The organism is Variovorax sp. HW608, assembly GCF_900090195.1.
In the GTDB taxonomy this organism is placed as follows: domain Bacteria; phylum Pseudomonadota; class Gammaproteobacteria; order Burkholderiales; family Burkholderiaceae_C; genus Variovorax.
Map to the genome: position 1 here is coordinate 98,420 of NZ_LT607803.1, position 18,848 is coordinate 117,267.

Annotated in this window: 19 protein-coding genes and 1 pseudogene; 12 read left to right on the forward strand and 8 right to left on the reverse strand. The window is 67.9% G+C overall.

The window, feature by feature from the left end; genetic code table 11:
* Positions 1–127 precede the first annotated feature (127 nt).
* From boxC to boxA, 3 genes are all read left to right on the forward strand, one after another.
* Positions 128–1,798: a 2,3-epoxybenzoyl-CoA dihydrolase gene (gene boxC, locus VAR608DRAFT_RS00470; protein ID WP_088958530.1), complete on the forward strand. Its 1,671-nt coding sequence runs from the start codon at positions 128–130 to the stop codon at positions 1,796–1,798.
* Between the two features lie 34 nt (positions 1,799–1,832).
* Positions 1,833–3,260 (forward strand): benzoyl-CoA 2,3-epoxidase subunit BoxB, encoded by a 1,428-nt coding sequence (gene boxB, locus VAR608DRAFT_RS00475; protein WP_088952274.1) that lies wholly within the window; start codon positions 1,833–1,835, stop codon positions 3,258–3,260.
* A 129-nt stretch (positions 3,261–3,389) separates the two neighbouring features.
* A complete protein-coding gene (gene boxA / locus VAR608DRAFT_RS00480) occupies positions 3,390–4,670 on the forward strand; it encodes a benzoyl-CoA 2,3-epoxidase subunit BoxA (RefSeq protein WP_088952275.1) in 1,281 nt (426 codons plus the stop codon).
* A gap of 7 nt (positions 4,671–4,677) precedes the next feature.
* Here the strand turns inward: boxA and VAR608DRAFT_RS00485 are convergent, their stop codons facing one another.
* A complete protein-coding gene (locus VAR608DRAFT_RS00485) occupies positions 4,678–5,109 on the reverse strand; it encodes a MarR family winged helix-turn-helix transcriptional regulator (RefSeq protein ID WP_088952276.1) in 432 nt (143 codons plus the stop codon).
* Positions 5,110–5,133: 24 nt separating this feature from the next.
* The gene (locus tag VAR608DRAFT_RS00490) at positions 5,134–5,949 is read right to left on the reverse strand and encodes a class I SAM-dependent methyltransferase (protein ID WP_088952277.1); all 816 of its coding nucleotides are present in this window, start codon (positions 5,947–5,949) and stop codon (positions 5,134–5,136) included.
* Between the two features lie 106 nt (positions 5,950–6,055).
* Here VAR608DRAFT_RS00490 and VAR608DRAFT_RS00495 point away from each other — a divergent pair, with 106 nt between their 5' ends.
* A complete protein-coding gene (locus tag VAR608DRAFT_RS00495; RefSeq protein ID WP_088952278.1) occupies positions 6,056–6,469 on the forward strand; it encodes a DUF1801 domain-containing protein in 414 nt (137 codons plus the stop codon).
* A 35-nt stretch (positions 6,470–6,504) separates the two neighbouring features.
* On the opposite strand, the gene VAR608DRAFT_RS38200 is transcribed toward VAR608DRAFT_RS00495, so the two are convergent.
* The 3 genes from VAR608DRAFT_RS38200 to VAR608DRAFT_RS00505 are packed head-to-tail and all read right to left on the reverse strand — an operon-like array spanning position 6,505 to position 8,383.
* The gene (locus VAR608DRAFT_RS38200) at positions 6,505–6,627 is read right to left on the reverse strand and encodes a hypothetical protein (RefSeq protein WP_269458519.1); all 123 of its coding nucleotides are present in this window, start codon (positions 6,625–6,627) and stop codon (positions 6,505–6,507) included.
* Between the two features lie 56 nt (positions 6,628–6,683).
* A complete protein-coding gene (locus VAR608DRAFT_RS00500; protein ID WP_088952279.1) occupies positions 6,684–7,724 on the reverse strand; it encodes an MBL fold metallo-hydrolase in 1,041 nt (346 codons plus the stop codon).
* Positions 7,724–8,383, reverse strand: a complete 660-nt coding sequence (locus VAR608DRAFT_RS00505; protein WP_088952280.1) for a peroxiredoxin — start codon at positions 8,381–8,383, stop codon at positions 7,724–7,726. Before VAR608DRAFT_RS00505 ends, VAR608DRAFT_RS00500 begins: the two co-directional genes overlap by 1 nt.
* 197 nt (positions 8,384–8,580) lie before the next feature.
* Between VAR608DRAFT_RS00505 and VAR608DRAFT_RS00510 the strand changes: the two genes are divergently transcribed.
* Both VAR608DRAFT_RS00510 and VAR608DRAFT_RS00515 read left to right on the forward strand, forming a co-directional pair.
* The gene (locus VAR608DRAFT_RS00510) at positions 8,581–10,605 is read left to right on the forward strand and encodes an acetoacetate--CoA ligase (RefSeq protein WP_088958531.1); all 2,025 of its coding nucleotides are present in this window, start codon (positions 8,581–8,583) and stop codon (positions 10,603–10,605) included.
* Complete coding sequence (locus VAR608DRAFT_RS00515) at positions 10,602–11,036, forward strand: YbaY family lipoprotein (RefSeq protein ID WP_088952281.1); 435 nt, start codon at positions 10,602–10,604, stop codon at positions 11,034–11,036. The genes VAR608DRAFT_RS00510 and VAR608DRAFT_RS00515 overlap by 4 nt, the downstream gene beginning before the upstream one ends.
* Before the next feature lie 55 nt (positions 11,037–11,091).
* On the opposite strand, the gene VAR608DRAFT_RS00520 is transcribed toward VAR608DRAFT_RS00515, so the two are convergent.
* A complete protein-coding gene (locus tag VAR608DRAFT_RS00520; RefSeq protein WP_088952282.1) occupies positions 11,092–11,979 on the reverse strand; it encodes a LysR substrate-binding domain-containing protein in 888 nt (295 codons plus the stop codon).
* A 151-nt stretch (positions 11,980–12,130) separates the two neighbouring features.
* Between VAR608DRAFT_RS00520 and VAR608DRAFT_RS00525 the strand changes: the two genes are divergently transcribed.
* The 3 genes and pseudogenes from VAR608DRAFT_RS00525 (at position 12,131) to VAR608DRAFT_RS00530 (ending at position 15,090) form a co-directional block, all read left to right on the forward strand.
* Positions 12,131–13,870, forward strand: a complete 1,740-nt coding sequence (locus VAR608DRAFT_RS00525) for an IS1634 family transposase (protein WP_088952283.1) — start codon at positions 12,131–12,133, stop codon at positions 13,868–13,870.
* Positions 13,871–13,944: 74 nt separating this feature from the next.
* Positions 13,945–14,112 (forward strand): annotated as a pseudogene (locus VAR608DRAFT_RS36590) (transketolase-like TK C-terminal-containing protein); the annotation flags it as partial.
* 12 nt (positions 14,113–14,124) lie between these two features.
* A complete protein-coding gene (locus VAR608DRAFT_RS00530) occupies positions 14,125–15,090 on the forward strand; it encodes a D-2-hydroxyacid dehydrogenase (protein ID WP_088952284.1) in 966 nt (321 codons plus the stop codon).
* Positions 15,091–15,101: 11 nt separating this feature from the next.
* On the opposite strand, the gene VAR608DRAFT_RS00535 is transcribed toward VAR608DRAFT_RS00530, so the two are convergent.
* The gene (locus tag VAR608DRAFT_RS00535; protein ID WP_088952285.1) at positions 15,102–15,503 is read right to left on the reverse strand and encodes a phage holin family protein; all 402 of its coding nucleotides are present in this window, start codon (positions 15,501–15,503) and stop codon (positions 15,102–15,104) included.
* Positions 15,504–15,617: 114 nt separating this feature from the next.
* Here VAR608DRAFT_RS00535 and VAR608DRAFT_RS00540 point away from each other — a divergent pair, with 114 nt between their 5' ends.
* Positions 15,618–16,124: a MerR family transcriptional regulator gene (locus VAR608DRAFT_RS00540; protein WP_088952286.1), complete on the forward strand. Its 507-nt coding sequence runs from the start codon at positions 15,618–15,620 to the stop codon at positions 16,122–16,124.
* On the forward strand, positions 16,121–17,686 hold the full coding sequence (locus tag VAR608DRAFT_RS00545; protein WP_088952287.1) for an MFS transporter: 1,566 nt from the start codon (positions 16,121–16,123) through the stop codon (positions 17,684–17,686). The genes VAR608DRAFT_RS00540 and VAR608DRAFT_RS00545 overlap by 4 nt, the downstream gene beginning before the upstream one ends.
* On the opposite strand, the gene VAR608DRAFT_RS00550 is transcribed toward VAR608DRAFT_RS00545, so the two are convergent.
* Positions 17,683–17,991: a hypothetical protein gene (locus VAR608DRAFT_RS00550; RefSeq protein WP_088952288.1), complete on the reverse strand. Its 309-nt coding sequence runs from the start codon at positions 17,989–17,991 to the stop codon at positions 17,683–17,685. The two genes, VAR608DRAFT_RS00545 and VAR608DRAFT_RS00550, sit on opposite strands and share 4 nt — an antisense overlap.
* 158 nt (positions 17,992–18,149) lie before the next feature.
* On the opposite strand from VAR608DRAFT_RS00550, the gene VAR608DRAFT_RS00555 reads away from it, so the two are divergent.
* Positions 18,150–18,788, forward strand: coding sequence for a hypothetical protein (locus VAR608DRAFT_RS00555; RefSeq protein ID WP_088952289.1), 639 nt, complete (start codon positions 18,150–18,152; stop codon positions 18,786–18,788).
* Positions 18,789–18,848 lie beyond the last annotated feature (60 nt).

The window sequence follows — 18,848 nt, forward strand, 5'->3', positions numbered from 1 at the left end:
CGCCCCACTTCCTGTAAAAAATTCATTCCAGGGTTGACGCGCCTCAAAACATGCAGCATGATGCATGTCCATGCGATAGGCGAATGCACTATTGTTCCTCGATGCCCCCGAACCCAAGGAGACCGACATGGCCGAAACCGCCGCTCACCCCGCCCGCGTGGACTACCGCACCGACCCCACGCAGTACCGTCACTGGAAGCTGAGCGTCGAAGGCTCGGTCGCCCGCCTGTCGCTCGACATCGCGGAAGACGGCGGCATCCGCCCCGGCTACAAGCTCAAGCTCAACAGCTACGACCTGGGCGTGGACATCGAGCTGCATGACGCGCTGAACCGCGTGCGCTTCGAGCACCCGGAAGTGCGCTCGGTCATCGTCACCAGCGGCAAGGACCGGATCTTCTGCTCGGGCGCCAACATCTTCATGCTCGGCGTGTCGAGCCATGCCTGGAAGGTGAACTTCTGCAAGTTCACCAACGAGACCCGCAACGGCATCGAGGATTCGTCGAAGCACTCGGGCCTGAAGTTCGTCGCCGCGGTCAACGGCGCCTGCGCCGGCGGCGGCTACGAACTCGCGCTGGCCTGTGACGAAATCATCCTGGTCGACGACCGCTCTTCTTCCGTCTCGCTTCCCGAAGTGCCGCTGCTCGGCGTGCTGCCCGGCACCGGCGGCCTGACCCGCGTGACCGACAAGCGCCACGTGCGCCACGACCTCGCCGACATCTTCTGCACCAGCGTCGAAGGCGTGCGCGGCCAGCGCGCGGTCGACTGGCGCCTCGTCGATGCGATCGCCAAGCCGGCGCAGTTCGGCGCCGCGGTGCAGGAACGCGCCGCCAAGCTCGGCGAAGGCAGCCACCGCCCTGCGGGTGGCAAGGGCGTGCAGCTCACCCGCGTCGAGCGCGAGGACGGTCCCGACAGCCTGCGTTATGAATACGTGACCGTGGAGATCGACCGCGCCCGTCGCACCGCGACCTTCACCGTCAAGGCGCCGAAGACCGCGCAACCCACCGACATCGCCGGCATCGAGGCCGCGGGCACCGCGTGGTGGCCGCTCGCGATGGCGCGCCAGCTCGACGACGCCATCCTCTCGATGCGCACCAACGAACTCGACGTCGGCACCTGGCTGCTCAAGACCGAAGGCGATGCGAAGGCAGTGCTGGCCAGCGACGCCACCGTGCTCGCCAACAAGGACCACTGGCTGGTGCGCGAAACCATCGGCCTCTTGCGCCGCACGCTGGCGCGCCTCGACGTGTCGTCGCGCAGCCTGTTCGCGCTGATCGAATCGGGCTCGTGCTTCGCCGGCACGCTGGCCGAGCTGGCCTTCGCGGCCGACCGCGCCTACATGCTCGCGCTGCCCGACGACGCCGACAAGGCGCCGAAGCTCCAGCTGAACGAATTCAACTTCGGCTTCTTCCCGCTGGTGAACGACCAGTCGCGCCTGCAGCGCCGCTTCTATGAAGAGTCCGCGCCGCTGGAAGCCGCCCGCGCCGCCGCCGGCAAGGCACTCGACGCCGACGAGGCGCTCAAGCTCGGCCTCGTGACCATGGCGCCCGACGACATCGACTGGGACGACGAGATCCGCATCGCGATCGAAGAGCGCGTCGCCATGTCGCCCGATGCCTTGACCGGCCTCGAAGCCAACCTGCGCTTCGCGAGCAAGGAAAACATGATCACGCGAGTCTTCGGCCGGCTCTCGGCCTGGCAGAACTGGATCTTCAACCGCCCGAACGCCGTCGGCGAGAAGGGCGCCCTCAAGGTGTACGGCACCGGCCAGAAGGCTGGCTTCGACATGAACCGCGTCTGATCATTCGTCCCACGAACACGGAAGGAAACAAGTCATGAGCACGATCAACTACAGCGAGAAGATTCCGAACAACGTCAACCTGAGCGAAGACCGCACCCTGCAGCGGGCGCTCGAGAGCTGGCAGCCGAACTTCATCAACTGGTGGGACGACGTCGGGCCCGAGGGCTCGACCAACTTCGACGTCTACCTGCGCACCGCGGTGAGCGTCGATCCGAACGGCTGGGCCCAGTTCGGCCACGTGAAGATGCGCGACTACCGCTGGGGCATCTTCCTGAATCCGGGCGACGCCAGCCGCGAGATCCACTTCGGCGACCACAAGGGCGAGAAGGCCTGGCAGGACGTGCCCGGCGAGCATCGCGCCAACCTGCGCCGCATCATCGTCACGCAGGGCGACACCGAGCCGGCGTCGGTCGAGCAGCAGCGCCACCTGGGCCTCACCTGCCCGAGCCAGTATGACCTGCGCAACCTGTTCCAGGTCAACGTCGAGGAAGGCCGCCACCTGTGGGCCATGGTCTACCTGCTGCACAAGTACTTCGGCCGCGACGGCCGCGAAGAGGCCGAGGCCCTGCTGCAGCGCCAGTCCGGCGACCAGGACCACCCGCGCATCCTCGGCGCCTTCAACGAGAAGACGCCCGACTGGCTGGCGTTCTTCATGTTCACCTACTTCACGGACCGTGACGGCAAGTTCCAGCTCTCGGCGCTGGCCGAAAGCGCGTTCGATCCGCTGTCGCGCACGACCAAGTTCATGCTGACCGAGGAAGCGCACCACATGTTCGTCGGCGAGAGCGGCGTCTCGCGCGTGCTGCAGCGCACCGCGCAGGTCATGAACGAGCTCAAGACGGACGATCCGAAGAAGGTGCGCGAGGCCGGCGCGATCGACCTCGGCACCATCCAGCGCTACCTGAACTTCCACTACAGCGTCACCATCGACCTCTTCGGCGCCGACCAGTCGAGCAATGCCGCGATCTTCTACAGCTCCGGCCTCAAGGGCCGCTACGAAGAAGGCAAGCGCACCGACGACCACGTGCTCAAGGGCCAGACCTACAAGGTGCTCGAAGTGCAGAACGGCCAGCTCGTCGAGAAGGAAGTGCCGATGCTCAACGCGCTCAACGAAGTGCTGCGCGACGACTTCATCAAGGACTCGATGGCCGGCGTCGCCCGCTGGAACAAGGTGCTCGAGAAGGCCGGCATCCCGACCCGCCTCACGGTGCCGCACAAGGCCTTCAACCGCCAGATCGGCGCGCTCGCCGGCATCAAGATGTCGCCCGAAGGCCGGGTGGTGAGCGAGGCCGAATGGAACGCCAAGAAGGGCGAATGGCTGCCGACGCCCGAAGACTTCGCTTTCGTGGCATCGTTGATGGGCCGCGTGGTCGAACCGGGCAAGTTCGCGAACTGGATTGCGCCGCCGGTCATGGGCATCAACCGCCAGCCGGTCGATTTCGAATATGTAAGGTTTGGCTGAACAATTGACAAAGGCCCACCAGGAACACCGCGGAACCGGCTTTGCCGGGCCGCTGGTGTTGCCCCCGGTAGGGGGTTGGCGAAGCGACACGAAGTGCGCGCAGCCTGGGGGCGAGCAAGGAGAATCACGATGGACATGGCCGTTGAAGTGAAGGTGATCAGGCAGCACCTGATCGACCCCGAAATCTGCATCCGTTGCAATACCTGCGAGGCGACCTGTCCTGTCAACGCGATCACGCACGACGATCGCAACTACGTGGTTCGTGCCGACGTCTGCAACAGCTGCATGGCCTGCATCTCGCCGTGCCCGACCGGCTCGATCGACAACTGGCGCACCATGCCCGCCGCGCGCGCCTATTCGATCGAGGAGCAGTTCACCTGGGACGAACTGCCGGCCGAACTCACGCCGGAGCAGCTCGAAGCCGAAGGCCTGGGCGCGGCCGATGAAGTGCAGCTGCAAGCCGCCGCCCCCGCGGTGCCGCAGCCGGCATCCGCACCGGGCGAAGTGGCGTTCAACTCCGCCCAGTACGGCGCCACCGTGCCGCCATGGTCGGCCGCGCATGCGTACACCAACCTCTACCCGCCGAAGGCGCCGACCACCGCGACCGTCGTCGGCAACTTCAATTGCACCGAGGCGGGCTACGAGAACCAGACGCACCACATCGTGCTCGACTTCGGCGGCATGCCCTTCCCGGTGCTCGAAGGCCAGTCGATCGCGATCATCCCGCCGGGCGTCGATGCCAACGGCAAGCCGCATTTCGCGCGCCAGTACTCGATCGCCAGCCCGCGCAACGGCGAGCGGCCCGGCTACAACAACGTCTCGCTGACGGTGAAGCGCGTGCTGCAGGACCACCAGGGCAAGCCGGTGCGCGGCGTGTGCAGCAACTATGTGTGCGACCTCAAGGTCGGCGACAAGGTGCAGGTCATCGGGCCCTTCGGCAATTCCTTCCTGATGCCGAACCACCCGAAGTCGCACATCGTGATGATCTGCACCGGCACCGGCAGCGCACCGATGCGCGCCATGACCGAGTGGCGCCGGCGCCTGCGCAAGAGCGGCAAGTTCGAAGGCGGCAAGCTGATGCTGTTCTTCGGCGCACGCACGCAGCAGGAGCTGCCGTACTTCGGCCCGCTGCAGACGCTGCCCAAGGACTTCATCGACATCAACTTCGCGTTCTCGCGCACGCCGGCGCAGCCCAAGCGCTACGTGCAGGATGCGATGCGCGAGCGCAAGGCCGACCTCGCCGAACTGCTGAAGGACGGCCAGAGCCACTTCTACGTGTGCGGCCTCAAGAGCATGGAAGAGGGCGTGGTGCTCGCGCTGCGCGACATCGCGACCGAAGCCGGCCTCGACTGGGACACCATCGGCGCCGCCCTCAAGCGCGAAGGGCGCCTGCACCTCGAGACTTACTGACGGCGGCTCAAGCCTCGAACCCCAGCAGCTTGCGCAGCAGCCCGGTGAGCTGCTCGCGCTCGGCCTCGCTCAGCCGTGCGGCCACGGCGTCGACATAGATCGCGGACTTCGCGGCGTTCTCCTGCAGCATCCGGCGGCCTGCGTCGCTCAGACACAGGCAGAAGCTGCGCGCGTCCAGCGGCGACCGGTCGCGGTGCAGGAGCCCCTTGCCGACCGTGCGCACCACGAGGTCGCTGCAGGTGTTGAGGTCGAGCCCGATGTCCTCTGCGATCTGCCGCTGCGAAGCGCCGGGCCGCTGCTGCACCGCCACCAGCAGCGCGAGCTGGCGCGGCGTCACGGCATCGCCATAGACCTCCGAGAACACGGCCTCGCACTCGAAGTGCGCGCGGCGCAGCAGGTGCGGCAGGTTGTGAAGAAGGCGGACCCTCGGTTCTGGCATGCGCTGAATGTAGCGCCCGCGGCCTCAGGGCTTGCGCGCCGCCACCAGCACCGCGGGCATCGGCACTTCGTAGCCGCCTTCCGTCCTGTAGGGCTCCAGCGCGTCGAGGATCGCATCGTCGATCGCGTCGAGCACCTCGGCGCGCTGCCGCTGCAGCGTGCCGCGCGTGCGCACCGTGCCGGTCTTGACCGCCAGCAGGATCTGCTCGCCCGAGGCCGCGCGCCAGCTCTGCGGCAGGCGCGTCACCACGCCATCGGCGAAGCCCGCCTCGGCCAGCGCCTTCTCGCTCGTCGTTGCGTCCGCGAACTGGAACATGGCCGGCCCGACCGGCAGGCCGACCTCCAGCGAGCCGAGCGAGGCGATCGCCTCCAGCACCGCGCCGAAGAGCCGCGCCTGCTGCGGCACCTCCCACACCGTGAACGCGAGCCGTCCGCCGCGCTTGAGCACGCGCAAGGCTTCGCGGAAGAACTGCGGCGGATCGGGAAAGTGCAGCACCCCGTAGTTCGACACGATCGCGTCGAAGTGCTCGGCTTCGAACGGCAGGCTGCCGGCGTCGGCCTCGACGAAGCTCGCAGCCGGATAGCGCCGCGCGGCGAGCCGCACCTGCTCGGCGGAGAAATCGATCCCGACGACCTCGGCCCCGCGCGCGAGCGCCGCACCGGCCGCATAGCCGGCGCCGCAGGCCGCGTCGAGCACGATGCTGCCCGTGGCCATCTGCGCGGCGTCGAGCAGCGGCGCGATCGATTGCGTCGTCAAGCCCGAGAGGAGGTCGTCGTAGCTCGCGCACACCGCCGGGTCCGCCCAGCCGGCGTGCTCGAAATCGCGGAAGGCATCGCTCATGGGTCACCTCCGTACGGTCGCACGATGGTGCGCGGCCACAAAGGCAGTGTCAATCGAGCGGCTCCTCCGGATAAAGTAGCCCGCTTTGCATCGACAGGAGTCGCGCATGACGAAGCCGGAATCGACCGAGGGTCCGCCGCCGTCCCAGCTGATCGACGAAAGAATCGCCGGGCTCGGCGACTGGCGCGGCGCGACGCTCGCCCGCATGCGCAAGCTCATCAAGGAGGCGGACCCGGGCGTCGTCGAGGAATGGAAGTGGATGGGCACGCCCGTCTGGGAGCACGACGGAATCCTCTGCACGGGCGAGACCTACAAGTCGGTCGTCAAGCTCACCTTCGCCAAGGGTGCGTCGCTGGACGACCCGGCCGGGCTCTTCAATTCGAGCCTGGACGGCAAGGTGCGGCGCGCGATCGACATCCATGAGGGCGAGACGGTGGACGCGGGCGCGTTCAAGGCGCTCATCCAGGCAGCGATCGCGCTCAACAGCGCTGCGAAGGCCCGGCCGAAGCGGGCCAGATAGGCGGCCAGGCCGCAGGGCGGCTCTCCCGCGAACCGTCATGCGCGGCTGGATTGCGCGACGTCTGCCGCTGCGGCCTTGGGCGCCTGCGGCTTGGGCTCGCAGGCCGCCAACGAGGCCAGTGCCGCGCAGGCGAGAAGCAGCGCGAGGGCTCGGTTCATGGCGTCCTCCTTGGGGTCGTGGCGATGAGACCCGAACGCCTTGATTCTGGCGCGGCTCAGGGTTCCTTGCCGGATTTCAGCGGGTAGCCCGACTCGCGCCACGCCTTCATACCGCCGTCCAGCGCCACCGCGCGCGCGAAGCCCATCGAGCGCAGCGTCGCGGCCGCCAGGGTGGAGATGTAGCCCAGCTCGCAGCAGGCGAGGATGCGGCGCGTCGGGTCCGGCAGGTCCTGGTTCACGCGCAGTTCGAGCTGCCCGCGCGGCAGCAGCCGGGCGCCGGGGATGTGGCCCCCTTCATAGGCATCGCGCTCGCGCACGTCGAGCACGATGAGGTCGTCCTCCTGCGCTTCGACGCGCGATTTCAGCTCGGCGAGCGACATGAACGGCACCGCCGCCGTCGCCTCGGCCAGCAGGCTGGCCACCGTCTTGCCGCCGCTCATGTTCGTGCGCAGCGCCTCGGTGATGTGCGTGGGCATCGTGAGGTTGAGGTTGCGCATCATCTCCACGAACTCGGCGCGGTCGCGCTTCTGCAGGCGCGGATTGGTCGCGATCTCGTCGCCGATGGTCGAATGGCTGCGTCCCTTGTAGTCGTGCGCCGGATAGACCTTGAGCGCGGGGTCGAGCTTGAGCACCTTGTTGAAGAGGCTGTCGTAGAGCTGTTCCGGATCGCCGCTCGGCAGGTCGGTGCGGCCGGTCGCGCCGATGAGCAGGGTGTCGCCGGTGAAGATCTTGTCCTCCACCAGCAGGCACATCGAATCGGCGGTGTGCCCCGGCGTGTGCAGCGCCTGCAGCCGCAGCTTGCCGAGCACCACCATCTCGCCGTCGCCGATGCGCATGTCGACGAAGGGCGCGGGGCTCGCGCGGTGCATCACCACCGGCACGCCCAGCCGGCGCGCGAGTTCGCGCGTGGCCGAGAAGTGATCGGCATGCGTGTGCGTGTCGATCAGGTAGCGGATGCGGACCCCGTCGTGCGCGGTGAGCGCGATGTAGTGGTCGATCTGGCTCAGCTCCGGATCGATCAGCGCGGCCACGCAGGTCTGGTCGCACCCGACGAGGTACGACTGGCAGCCGCCGGTGGCGATCTGCTCGAAGACCATCAGCCGGGCTGCTTCACCACGCGCAGGTAGGGCTTCGGCGCCTTCCAGCCGTCGGGGAAGAGCTTCTTCGCGTCGTCGTCGGAGACCGAGCCCGCGATGATCACGTCCTCGCCCTGCTTCCAGTTGACCGGCGTCGCGACCTTGTGGGCGGCGGTGAGCTGCATCGAGTCGAGCACGCGGATGATCTCGTCGAAGTTGCGGCCGGTGGTCATCGGGTAGGTGAGCATCAGCTTGATCCTCTTGTCCGGGCCGATGATGAAGACCGAGCGCACCGTGGCGTTGGTGGCGGCCGTGCGGCCTTCGGAGGTGCCCGGCTCTTCGGCCGGCAGCATGTTGTAGAGCTTGGCGACGGCGAGGTCGGTGTCGCCGATCATCGGGTACGTGGGCAGGTAGCCCTGCGTTTCCTCGATGTCCTTCGACCAGCGGTCGTGCGCGTCGGTCGGGTCGATGCTCAGGCCGATCAGCTTCGCGTTGCGCTTGGTGAACTCGGGCTCGATCTTCGCCATGTAACCCAGCTCGGTGGTGCAGACCGGGGTGAAATCCTTGGGATGCGAGAACAGGATCGCCCACTTGTCGCCGATCCAGTCGTGGAACTTGATCGGACCCTGGGTGGTGTTGGCCGTGAAATCGGGCGCGACATCGTTGATGCGCAGTGACATATCCGCTCCTTCAAGTTGATGGTGAATGCTGGCACCCCGCCGCGACCGGCCGTCGGCAGCGGCACGGAGGAATGCAAAAGTACACCACTTTCCGATGACGCAGGCAAGGCATCCAACCCCTGCCGTGCGCATATCCTTTGCGCTTTCCCGCATTGAAGGAGGGCCCGTTCGCGCGCTAGGCTCGAAAAGTGAACAAGATCGCCCCGACACCCGCCCCCTTCATCCCCCGGATCCGCCTTTACCAGGACTGGCTGCGCGACCAGCGCGGCCTGTCCTTCGATTCGTACGATGCGCTGTGGCGCTGGTCGACCACCGACCTGCCCGCGTTCTGGCAGAGCATCTGGGACTTCTTCGGCGTGCAGTCGCCCACGCCGCACAGCCGGGTCCTCGGCGACACGCACATGCCCGGCACCGAGTGGTTCCCGGGCGCGCAGGTCAACTACGCGCGCGAAGTCTTCCGCCACGCCGATGCGGCGCACGCGGCCGGCATGCTCGCGGTCGTCGCCGACAACGAACTCGGCGAGCTGCGCGAGATCTCGTGGCCCGAACTGCGGCGGCAGGTGGCCTCCGTCGCGCTCAGGCTGCGCGAACTCGGCGTGCAGCGCGGCGACCGCGTCGCGGCCTACATGCCCAACGTGCCCGAGACCCTGGTCGCCTTCCTCGCCTGCTCGAGCCTCGGCGCGGTGTGGAGCGTGTGCGCGCCCGACATGGGCACGGCGGCCGTGGTCGACCGCTTCCGCCAGATCGAACCCAAGGTGCTGATCGCGGTCGATGGCATCCACTACGGCGGCAAGCCGCAGGACCGCGGCGCGGTGGTCGAGGACCTGCGCGCCGCGCTGCCCAGCGTGCAGAAGCTGCTGCTGGTGCGCACGCCCTTCGCCGCCGCGCGCGTCGAGGCCGACGCCGAATGGCAGGACGCCGTCTCGCGCGCCGATGCCGAAGCCGCCGCCTTCGAGCCCGATTGGCTGCCCTTCGACCATCCGATCTGGATCGTCTATTCGAGCGGCACCACCGGCCTGCCCAAGCCCATCGTGCACGGGCAGGGCGGCATCCTCGTCAACATGTACGCCTGCGGCCTGCACCACGACCTCGGCCCGAGCTACAGCGCCAACAACTACGGCGAGCGCTATCACTGGTACAGCTCCACCGGCTGGGTCATGTGGAACTCGCAGCTCTCGGGCCTCGCCTTCGGCGCGACCATCTGCATCTACGACGGCAATCCCGCGGGCAGCCGCGAGAAGCCCGACTGGGGCGTGCTGTGGCGCTTCGTCGCGCGCCACGAGGTGACCTTCTTCGGTGCCGGCGCGGCCTACTTCGCGAACTGCATGAAGGCCGGCCTCGTCGCCAAGGATTGCGGCGATCTCTCCCGCGTGCGCGCGCTCGGCAGCACCGGCTCGCCGCTGCCTGCAGAGGTGCAGCGCTGGGGCACGGCACAGGTGCTCGCGGCCGGCTCGCCGGCGGTCTGGTGGTACAACATTTCGGGCGGCACCGACTTCTGCGGCGCCTTCGTCGGCGGCAACCGCGAGCTGCCCGAAGTGCCCGGCCAGATGCAATGCCGCTTCCTCGGCGCCGCAGTCGAGGCCTGGAACGAGAACGGCGAGCCCGTGATCGGCGAGGTCGGCGAACTGGTCTGCACCAAGCCCATCCCGTCGATGCCGCTGTACTTCTGGGGCGACGCAGGCAATGCACGCTTGCTGTCGAGCTACTTCGACACCTACCCCGGCGTCTGGCGCCACGGCGACTGGATCCGGATCGGCGAGGACGGCGGCTGCATCATCTACGGCCGCAGCGACGCCACCATCAACCGCCAGGGCCTGCGCATGGGCACCAGCGAAATCTACAGCGCGGTCGAAGGGCTGCCCGAAGTGCTCGATTCGATGGTGGTCGACCTCGAATACCTCGGCCGCGAGAGCTACATGCCGCTCTTCGTGGTGCTGCGCGAAGGCGTGGCGCTCGACGCCGCGATGCGGGCGAAGATCGGGAACGCGATCAAGACCTCGCTGTCGCCCCGCTTCGTGCCCAACGAGATCATCCAGGTCGCCGAGATCCCGCGCACGCTGTCGGGCAAGAAGCAGGAGCTGCCGATCAAGAAGCTGCTGCTCGGCCAGCCGATCGAGAAGGTGGTCAACCGCGAGGCGATGGCGAACCCGGGCTGCCTCGACTGGTACGTCGCCTTCGCGGCGCAATACGCCAAAACGCGCGTGCAGAATCAGGGCGCATGAAAAGACGCGCCGCACTCCAGTCCATCGCCGCCGCCGTCGTCGCTTTGCCGCTGCTCGCGGCCTGTACGGCGAACCCGCCGCCGCCGAAGCCCGAGCCGCTGCGCGTGAGCGGCACCGTCGCCTACCGCGAGCGCATCGCGCTCGATCCGTCCGCCGAGATCGTGGTGCAGCTGCTCGACGTCTCGCGCATGGACGCGGCCGCCACCGTGCTCGCCGAACAGCGCATCCGCGCCGAAGGCAGGCAGGTGCCCATCGCCTTCGAGCTCGGCGTGGACCCTGCGCGCATCGATCCGCGCATGCGCTACAACGTCGCCGCGCGCATCCTCGACAAGGACGGGCAGCTGCTCTTCATCACCGACCGGGCGTACCCGGTGCTCACCTACCGCGAAGGCAACACCGCGAGCCTGATGCTCACGCGGGTGGAACGCTGACGCAGTTGCCCGGCGTGGGTGTCCGGGTGCATGTGCGGTCATTCAGCCCTCGCCCTCAGCCATTCCTTGCCGCCTCGCCATGGAGCCATGACAGGAACGCCTCGACCGGTGCGCGCTTCCCATGGCGTGCCGGGTACACGACAAAGTGCGCCTTGATGGGGACCGCCTTGTCCAGGCTCAGGATCGGCTTGAGCTTTCCCTCTGCCATGTGCCGTCCGGCAATGGTGTAGCTCTCCAGCGCCACGCCCAGGCCCAGCGCGGCGGCGTCGAGCGACATCATCGCGCGGTCGAAGCGAAGGACGAATCGCTCCGGCGCGCGCTGGTTGGTGTGGGCCTTGAACCAGTCTGACCACTGCACCACGCTGACGTTGCTCTGGATCAGCGGAACATCCAGCAACTGCTCCGGACGCTTCAGGCGGTGCTGGCGAATGAAGGCGGGACTCGCCAGCGGCACGATCTTCTCCTCGAACAGCGGCTCGATCACGAGGTCGGGCCACTGCGGCACGCCATAGCGGATGTCGATGTCCGCCTGCCCGAGCCTGAAGTCGCTGTGGGTGTGCGCGGCCGACAGGTTGAGCGAGATGTCGGGATAGGCCTGCGCAAAGGCGGCCAGGCGCGGGAGCAGCCACAAGCTCGCGAAGCTGGGCGTGGAGTGCACATAGAGGCTGTTGCGCACGCCCTGGCGCAGGTCGTCGCTCGCCGCGCCGATGGCCTGCAGCGCGCCGCTGACGCGCGTGAGGTACTGCTCGCCCGCGGCACTCAGGCGCACCCCGTGCGCGCTGCGTTCGAACAGGCGCACGCCCAGGTGCGCCTCGAGCCGCGCCACTTGGTGGCTGATCGCGGACGCCGTGAGATGCAGCTCGGCGGCGGCCAGCGCAAAGCTGCGGCGGCGGGCCACGGCCTCGAAGGCCTGGAGGTTCACGAAGGGAGGGATGGAAGCCATGGGGGAACCCTAGCCCGAACTTTGAGCACATGAAGTAGCCGGAGCCCAAGCGTGGCGCGGGTTTCGGCTATTTTTGTGTGCAAATATGTAGCCATGTAAATTGATATTTTTGTACTTGAATTTCCTCGATTCGTGATCCATACATGAAGCCATGTACATCGAGGCCGTCCCCAACCGCGACTCACCCCCCGCGATCCTGTTGCGCGAGTCCTATCGCGAAGACGGCAAGGTGCGCAAGCGCACGCTGGCCAATCTGTCGAGCCTGAGTGCGGAGGTCATAGAGGGCTTGAAGGTGTTGCTGCGCGGGGGCGTGGCCGTGCCCGACGCGCAGGAGGTCTTCAGCATCGAGCGCAGCCTGCCCCACGGCCATGTGGCCGCCGTGCTGGCGGCCGCGCGCCAATGCGACGCGCCGGCCTGGTTTGCCAGCGCGCCCGAGGACCTGCGCGCACTGTTGCTGGCCATGCTCGTGGCGCGCGTGCTCACGCCCGGCTCCAAGCTCGCGACGCATCGCATGTTGCACGACGACACCGCCACCCACTCGCTGGGCCGCGTGCTGGGCGTGGGCCAGTGCAGCGCCGATGATCTGTACCGTGCGCTGGACTGGCTGCACGGCGCGCAGCCGGCGATCGAGCGACGACTGGCGCGCAAGCATCTGGCCGGCAGCACGTTGGTGCTGTACGACCTCACCTCGACCTGGCTGACGGGGCGTTGCTGCGAGCTGGCCGCGCGCGGCCACTCGCGCGACGGCAAGCGCGACGATCCACAGATCGTGTTCGGGCTGGTCTGCGCCGCCGATGGTTGCCCGATCGCCGTCGAAGTGTTCGCCGGCAACACGGGCGACCCGGCCACGGTGGCCGAGCAGGTCGCCAAGCTCAAGCAGCGCTTTGGCATCGAACGCATCACCTGGGTGGGCGATCGCGGGATGCTGACCTCGGCACGCATCGAGCAGGTGCTCAAGCCGCAGGGCATGGACTGGATCAGCAGTCTGCGCGCGCCGCAGATCGCGCAGCTGGCCGCCGAGCTCGGGCCCTTCCAGCCGTCGCTGTTCGATGAGCGCAATCTCATCGAAGTCAGCAGCGAGCACTTTCCCGGCGAGCGGCTCGTGGTGTGCCGCAACCCACTTCTGGCGGCCGAGCGCTCACGCAAGCGCGGCGAGTTGCTGGCGGCCACCGAGGCCGATCTGGGCAAGATCGCCGCGGCCACGCAGCGTGCGCGCCAGCCGCTGCGCGGCGAGCAGGCCATCGCGTTGCGCGTGGGGCGCCTCATCGACCGCTTCAACGTGGCCAAGCACTTCGAGCTCACGATCACCGAGACGACGTTCGCGTTTCGGCGCAAGGTCGATTCGATTGCCAGCGAGACCGCGCTGGACGGGCTGTACGTGATCCGCACCAGCTTGAGCGCCCAGCAGCTTGATGCCACCTCGGCGGTGGCCGCCTACAAGAGCCTGGCCCAGGTGGAGCGCGCGTTCCGCTCGATGAAGACGGTGGATCTGCATGTGCGGCCGGTCTTCCACTACAACACCGAGCGTGTTCGCGCGCATGTCTTCCTGTGCATGCTCGCCTACTACGTCGAATGGCACCTGCGCGAGCGTTTGAAGCCCATGCTGTTCGACGATGAGTTCCTCGAGCAGGCCCAAGGCCAGCGGGCTTCTCCGGTCGCCAAGGCGGTGCGCTCCGAGCACGCCCGCGACAAGGACACATCGAAGCACGCCAGCGACGGATTGCCGCTGCACAGCCTGCGCACGCTGCTGCAGGACCTGGCCACGCTCGCCTACAACATCACCCACACGAGCCTGAATCCGAACGCCAAGATCGTCATCACCACGCGGCCCACGCCGCTGCAGGACAAGGCCTTCAAGCTGCTCGCCGTCAATCCCGCCTGTACCCAGTAAGCCCACCCAGCCTCGCTGAACAAACTCAGCAGGATCAAGGGGTTGCGCTCATTCGCAGCTCAAAGTTCGGCCTAGCCGCCGTGCGCTTCGGATGGGACCGCTACCTCGGCGAGCGCGGTGGCTTCATCGGCATGACCGGCTTCGGCGCGTCCGGGCCCGCCGACGAGCTGTACGAGCACTTCGGCATCGTGCCCGCGGCGGTGGCCGCCGAGGCGATGCGCTTGCTGCAATCTGGAAACTGAAGAGACACCGACATGGAAAGAATCGTCTTCCTGGACCGCGCGACCATCGCACCCCAGATCCGGTTGCGCCGACCGGACTTCGAGCACCAGTACGTGGAACATGCGTTCACCGCGCCCGACCAGGTCGCCCTGCGGCTGGAGGGCGCGAGCATCGCCATCACCAACAAGGTGCCGATCACCGCGGCCACGCTGGAACGCCTGCCTGCACTGCGCCTCGTCGCGGTGGCGGCCACCGGCACCGACTGCGTCGACAAGGCCGCCTGCCAGGCGCGCGGCGTCGTGGTCGTCAACATCCGCGAATATGCCGTCAACACGGTGCCCGAGCACACCTTTGCGCTGATCCTCGCGCTGCGGCGCAACCTGGTCGCCTACCGCGAATCGGTGCTCCGCGGCCGCTGGCAGGAATCCGGGCAGTTCTGCTTCTTCGACCACCCGATCCGCGACCTCGCGGGAGCGAGGTTGGGCATCATCGGCGAAGGCGTGCTTGGCCAGCGCGTCGCCGAACTGGCCCGCGCCTTCGGCATGAAGCCGCTCTTCGCTGCCCACAAGGGCAAGAGCGGGCTGGGTCCGCTATACACGCCTTGGCAAGAGGTGCTTGCAACCTGCGACGTCATCACGCTGCATTCGCCGCTGACGAAGGACACGCGCGGCATGATCGCGATGCCCGAGTTCGAAGCCATGCAGCGCCGCCCGCTGATCGTCAACACCGCGCGGGGCGGACTTGTCGACGAAGCCGATCTGGTGCGGGCGCTCGACGCGGGGCTCATCAGCGGCGCCGGATTCGACGTCGTCGACGGTGAGCCGCCAGCGTCCGACAACCCGCTGATGCGCGCAGCTTCGCGTCACAACGTGATACTCACGCCGCATGTGGCATGGGCGTCCGATGAGGCACAGCAAGCGCTGACGGATCAGTTGATGGACAACATCCAGAACTTCGTCGCCGGCAGGCCGACGAACGTGGTCCTCGGCGCCTATTGACCTGGTCAGGCCTACAGCCACTTGCCTTCCGAAGGCATCTGGATGCGCGTTTCCGGCGAGCCGCCGTCGATCGTCGCGCTGATCACGAAGCTCAGGATCGAGATGAAGATGCTCGCGAACAGCGCGGTCCAGAAGCCCGAGACCTTGAAGCCGCGCACCAGCGCGGAGACCAGCAGGATCATCAGCGCGTTGATCACCAGCAGGAAGAGCCCGAAGGTCAGCAAGGTCAGCGGCAGCGTGAGGAGGATCAGGAGCGGCCGCACGATCGCGTTCGCGAAGCCCAGCAGCAGCGCCGCGATGATGATCGATCCCGCGCCCTCGAACTGGATCCCCTTGAAGAGATAGCTGGCCACCCACAGGGACAGGGCAGTGATTGCCCAGGTGATGACGAACGAGGGGAGGTAGTCGGGCATGGCGGTTCTTCTCGGCGTTGGGAATGACCGGCCGATCATATCGGCGCGGCCGCCGGAAGACGGTGTTCCGCCCAAACATGTACGTGCACGTACACGTTCTGGTAGAATGGCGGCATGACCGATGCCAGGGGTTCCATCACCGTCCGCGAAGCTGCCGACCGGCTCGGCGTGACGCCGCGCACCCTCAAGTACTACGAGGAGCTCGGCCTGGTCGTTCCCGCGCGCAGCGAGGGCCGCTACCGCCTCTACGAGGCCGCCGACCTCGACAAGCTCGCCCGCGTGCTGCGCATGCGCTCGCTCGGCTTCTCGCTCACGGCCATCACCGCGATGCTCCAGCAGCCCTTCGAGGCGCCGGTGGAGGGCGGGCGGCCGCGTCTGTCCAACAGCTCGCTCAAGGCGCTGAAGGCCACGCTGACCACCCAGCTCGAGACGCTGGACAGGCGCGTCGAGCAAGTGCGGCGCGAGCTCAAGGAAGCCGCCGCGATGCAGGCGCAGCTGCGGCGCGACATCGACTACGTCGAGCGCCGCCTGGGCGGCGAGTCGCTCGAAGCGATCCTCGAAGAGCGCCGGCGCGAACTGCCCGAGCGCAAGGCCGCGCTGCGCAAGGCCATGCCGTCATGAGCGCGGCGCCGGCGGCCAGCCCGATCGCAGCCCTGCCGCGGCGCGGTGTCGCCGCCGTGGCGCTGGCGCCCTGGGTCATCGCCGTCGTCACGGGCATCGACTATTTCGACAACGCGCTGTTCGCCTTCTTCGCGAGCTACATCGCGGGCGGCGTGAGCGCCTCGGCCGACGAGCTGGTCTGGGCCTCCAGCGCGTATGCGCTCGGCGCGGTGCTCGGCATCCTGCAGCAGCACGCGTGGGTGGAGCGCTTCGGCTACCGGCGCTATCTCGCGGTCTGCATGTTCGCCTTCGCGGCCGGCGGCATCTTCGCGGCGCTTTGCGACACCTCGGTGCAGCTCATGCGGGCGCGCGGACTCCAGGGCTACTTCGTCGGGCCGATGCTCGGCGCGTGCCGCATCCTGGTGCAGATCGGCATCCCGCTGCAGCGGCGCGCGAAGTCGCTCAAGGCCTTCATGGCGCTCATCATCTTCAGCGGCGCGCTGGCGCCGATCATCGGCGCCTGGCTGGTCACGCATTTCGAATGGCGCTCGCTCTTCCTTTGCACCGCGCCGCTCGCGGTCGCCACGGGCGCGCTGGCGTTGTGGACGCTGCCCGACATCGGCGACGTCGCACCGCACGAGCGCACCGAACCGCACTACCTCGCCTACATCGTCTTCGCGCTGGCGCAGGCAGCGTTGCAGGTCGTGCTCACGCGCGCCCATTTCGAGCTCTTCTCGGGCTCGCCCGCGCTCATCGGCCTCGCAGTCGCGGGGCTCGGGGGGCTCGGCTGGTTCGGGTACCACCAGTGGCAGCATCCCGCGCCGCTGGTGCGGCTGCAGGGGCTGCGGGTGGCGAGCTTCCAGGTCGGGCTCGCGCTCTACGTCGTCTACTACTACCTCTCCACCGGCTTCAGCTACCTGCTGCCGCGCATGATGGAAGGTGGGCTCGGGTTCACCGTCGGCGACACCGGCTACTTCACCGGCCTGATGTCGCTCGCGGGCGGACTCATGATGTTCGTCTACATGAAGTTCTCGTCGCGCGTGACGCGCAAGCGCTGGCTCGTGGTGCCGGGCTTCGTCATCGCCGCCGTGGCGGGCTTCTGGCTGGCCCGCATGTCGCCGCAGGCCGGCCGCGCGCAACTGGTCGGGCCGCTGCTGCTGCGCGGGCTGATGATGCTCTTCGTGATGCTGCCGGTGGCCGGCGTCACCTTCCGCGCCTTCAAGGGGGAGGACTTCGCGCACAGCTACCGCCTCAAGAACCTGCTGCGGCAGCTCGCGATCTCCTTCGCGACCGCGAGCGTCATCGCGTTGCAGCAGCACCGCACCGCGCTGCACGAGACGCGCCTTGGCGAATCGGCCAACCTCGGCAACGCCGCCTTCATGCAGTCGCTCGACATGCTCACGCGCGGTTTCCAGGCCGCCGGCCATGCGGCGAGCGAGGCGCATGCGATGGCGCTGGCGTCGCTCGCGCGCATGCTCGAACAGCAGGCCACCTTCATGGCCTCGCTCGACGGGTTCCAGGTGATGGCGGTGATCGCCATCGTCGCGGCGATCTATGCGGCGTCGCAGAAGGTGCTCGACTAGGGCGCGTTCACCCCAGAACCGGTCCGGGCCGGAGCGCGCAGTTTCGCCAGCTTCAGCACCAGCTCCTCCTCCACGTCGTGCGCGCGATGAGCCATCACCGCGACCGGATAGCTGCCGAGCCGGGTGCGCTCGTAGCTCACGGTCGCGAAGCGGAACTCGGTGCCCAGCGCCGCCGCCGCATCGCGCAGGCAATGGGCGATCGACTGCAGGCCCTCGCGCGCGTAGCGCTGCGTTCCGTCGCCGATCCCGACGTAGGCGACAAAGTTCTTCTCTCCGCGTTTGCTGATCTCGACTTCGGGCTGCATGTCACTTCCAGGTGGCTTCTTCTTTGGGGGCCCTTCAGGGCAACTCGCAAAGATACAAACACTCGCCGCGCCGCGCCATCACCGAAAACCGTGATCTCTTGCTGAAGAACTTCGCCGGACACCCTGTTTTCCGGCTTCGTTCCTGCCGATAGAGCGGAGTGACCACGACTGCCGCCAGCGACGCCAGCTACCGGATCCTCATGCGCGAAGGGTGCAGGGTCGTCTACGGCCACATGCCGCTGCCGGAGTTCCTCGCGCTGGTGCAGCAGGCAAGCGACCATGAAGTGCTCCACGCCGACACCGCCCGCATGCTGGAGGCGACCGCCGTCATCGGACTGCCGGGCGCGCTCGCGCGCCTGCGCCGGCGCGAAACCCCGGCGGCCGTAGAGCGCGTGCGCGCCCGGCTCGGCCGCGCCGCGCTGCGGCTCGACCCCGACGCGCTGCGCTGGCTGGCCGCGGGCGAGCACGGACCGGCCTGCCTCGCGCTCTTCCTGCTGCTGACCGGCGTGCGTCCGCACCGCTACCGCGGCACGCCGCGCGACTTTCCGCGCGATGGCGGCGCATTCCGGCGCTGCCGTCTGTTGATCGAACAGGTGCCTTCGCTGCGGCAGGCGCTCGCGGTGCTGGCCGAGCGCGTGTCCGAACCCGGCGTGGCCGAATGGGCCGCGCTCGCGCAGTCGTGGGACGACATCTGCGCCCACATGGATCACGAGGCGCCCGACTGGCGCTGCGGCGCGATCGAGGCGTCCGGCACCACCGCCGTCCTCGCATGCTTCAGGGAACTGGAGGCGGCCTGAGCCGCCGGGCCGCCCGTAGGCGAATCCCGAAGCGCCGCTGCGCGAGGGTAGTCCAGTGAG

Bases quoted from the DNA above. Each gene is read 5' to 3' on its own strand.
- boxC (WP_088958530.1), top strand. From the start codon at position 128: ATGGCCGAAACCGCCGCTCACCCCGCCCGCGTGGACTACCGCACCGAC.
- boxB (WP_088952274.1), top strand. From the start codon at position 1,833: ATGAGCACGATCAACTACAGCGAGAAGATTCCGAACAACGTCAACCTG.
- boxA (WP_088952275.1), top strand. From the start codon at position 3,390: ATGGACATGGCCGTTGAAGTGAAGGTGATCAGGCAGCACCTGATCGAC.
- VAR608DRAFT_RS00485 (WP_088952276.1), bottom strand. From the start codon at position 5,109: ATGCCAGAACCGAGGGTCCGCCTTCTTCACAACCTGCCGCACCTGCTG.
- VAR608DRAFT_RS00490 (WP_088952277.1), bottom strand. From the start codon at position 5,949: ATGAGCGATGCCTTCCGCGATTTCGAGCACGCCGGCTGGGCGGACCCG.
- VAR608DRAFT_RS00495 (WP_088952278.1), top strand. From the start codon at position 6,056: ATGACGAAGCCGGAATCGACCGAGGGTCCGCCGCCGTCCCAGCTGATC.
- VAR608DRAFT_RS38200 (WP_269458519.1), bottom strand. From the start codon at position 6,627: ATGAACCGAGCCCTCGCGCTGCTTCTCGCCTGCGCGGCACTGGCCTCG.
- VAR608DRAFT_RS00500 (WP_088952279.1), bottom strand. From the start codon at position 7,724: ATGGTCTTCGAGCAGATCGCCACCGGCGGCTGCCAGTCGTACCTCGTC.
- VAR608DRAFT_RS00505 (WP_088952280.1), bottom strand. From the start codon at position 8,383: ATGTCACTGCGCATCAACGATGTCGCGCCCGATTTCACGGCCAACACC.
- VAR608DRAFT_RS00515 (WP_088952281.1), top strand. From the start codon at position 10,602: ATGAAAAGACGCGCCGCACTCCAGTCCATCGCCGCCGCCGTCGTCGCT.
- VAR608DRAFT_RS00520 (WP_088952282.1), bottom strand. From the start codon at position 11,979: ATGGCTTCCATCCCTCCCTTCGTGAACCTCCAGGCCTTCGAGGCCGTG.
- VAR608DRAFT_RS00525 (WP_088952283.1), top strand. From the start codon at position 12,131: ATGTACATCGAGGCCGTCCCCAACCGCGACTCACCCCCCGCGATCCTG.
- VAR608DRAFT_RS00530 (WP_088952284.1), top strand. From the start codon at position 14,125: ATGGAAAGAATCGTCTTCCTGGACCGCGCGACCATCGCACCCCAGATC.
- VAR608DRAFT_RS00535 (WP_088952285.1), bottom strand. From the start codon at position 15,503: ATGCCCGACTACCTCCCCTCGTTCGTCATCACCTGGGCAATCACTGCC.
- VAR608DRAFT_RS00540 (WP_088952286.1), top strand. From the start codon at position 15,618: ATGACCGATGCCAGGGGTTCCATCACCGTCCGCGAAGCTGCCGACCGG.
- VAR608DRAFT_RS00545 (WP_088952287.1), top strand. From the start codon at position 16,121: ATGAGCGCGGCGCCGGCGGCCAGCCCGATCGCAGCCCTGCCGCGGCGC.
- VAR608DRAFT_RS00550 (WP_088952288.1), bottom strand. From the start codon at position 17,991: ATGCAGCCCGAAGTCGAGATCAGCAAACGCGGAGAGAAGAACTTTGTC.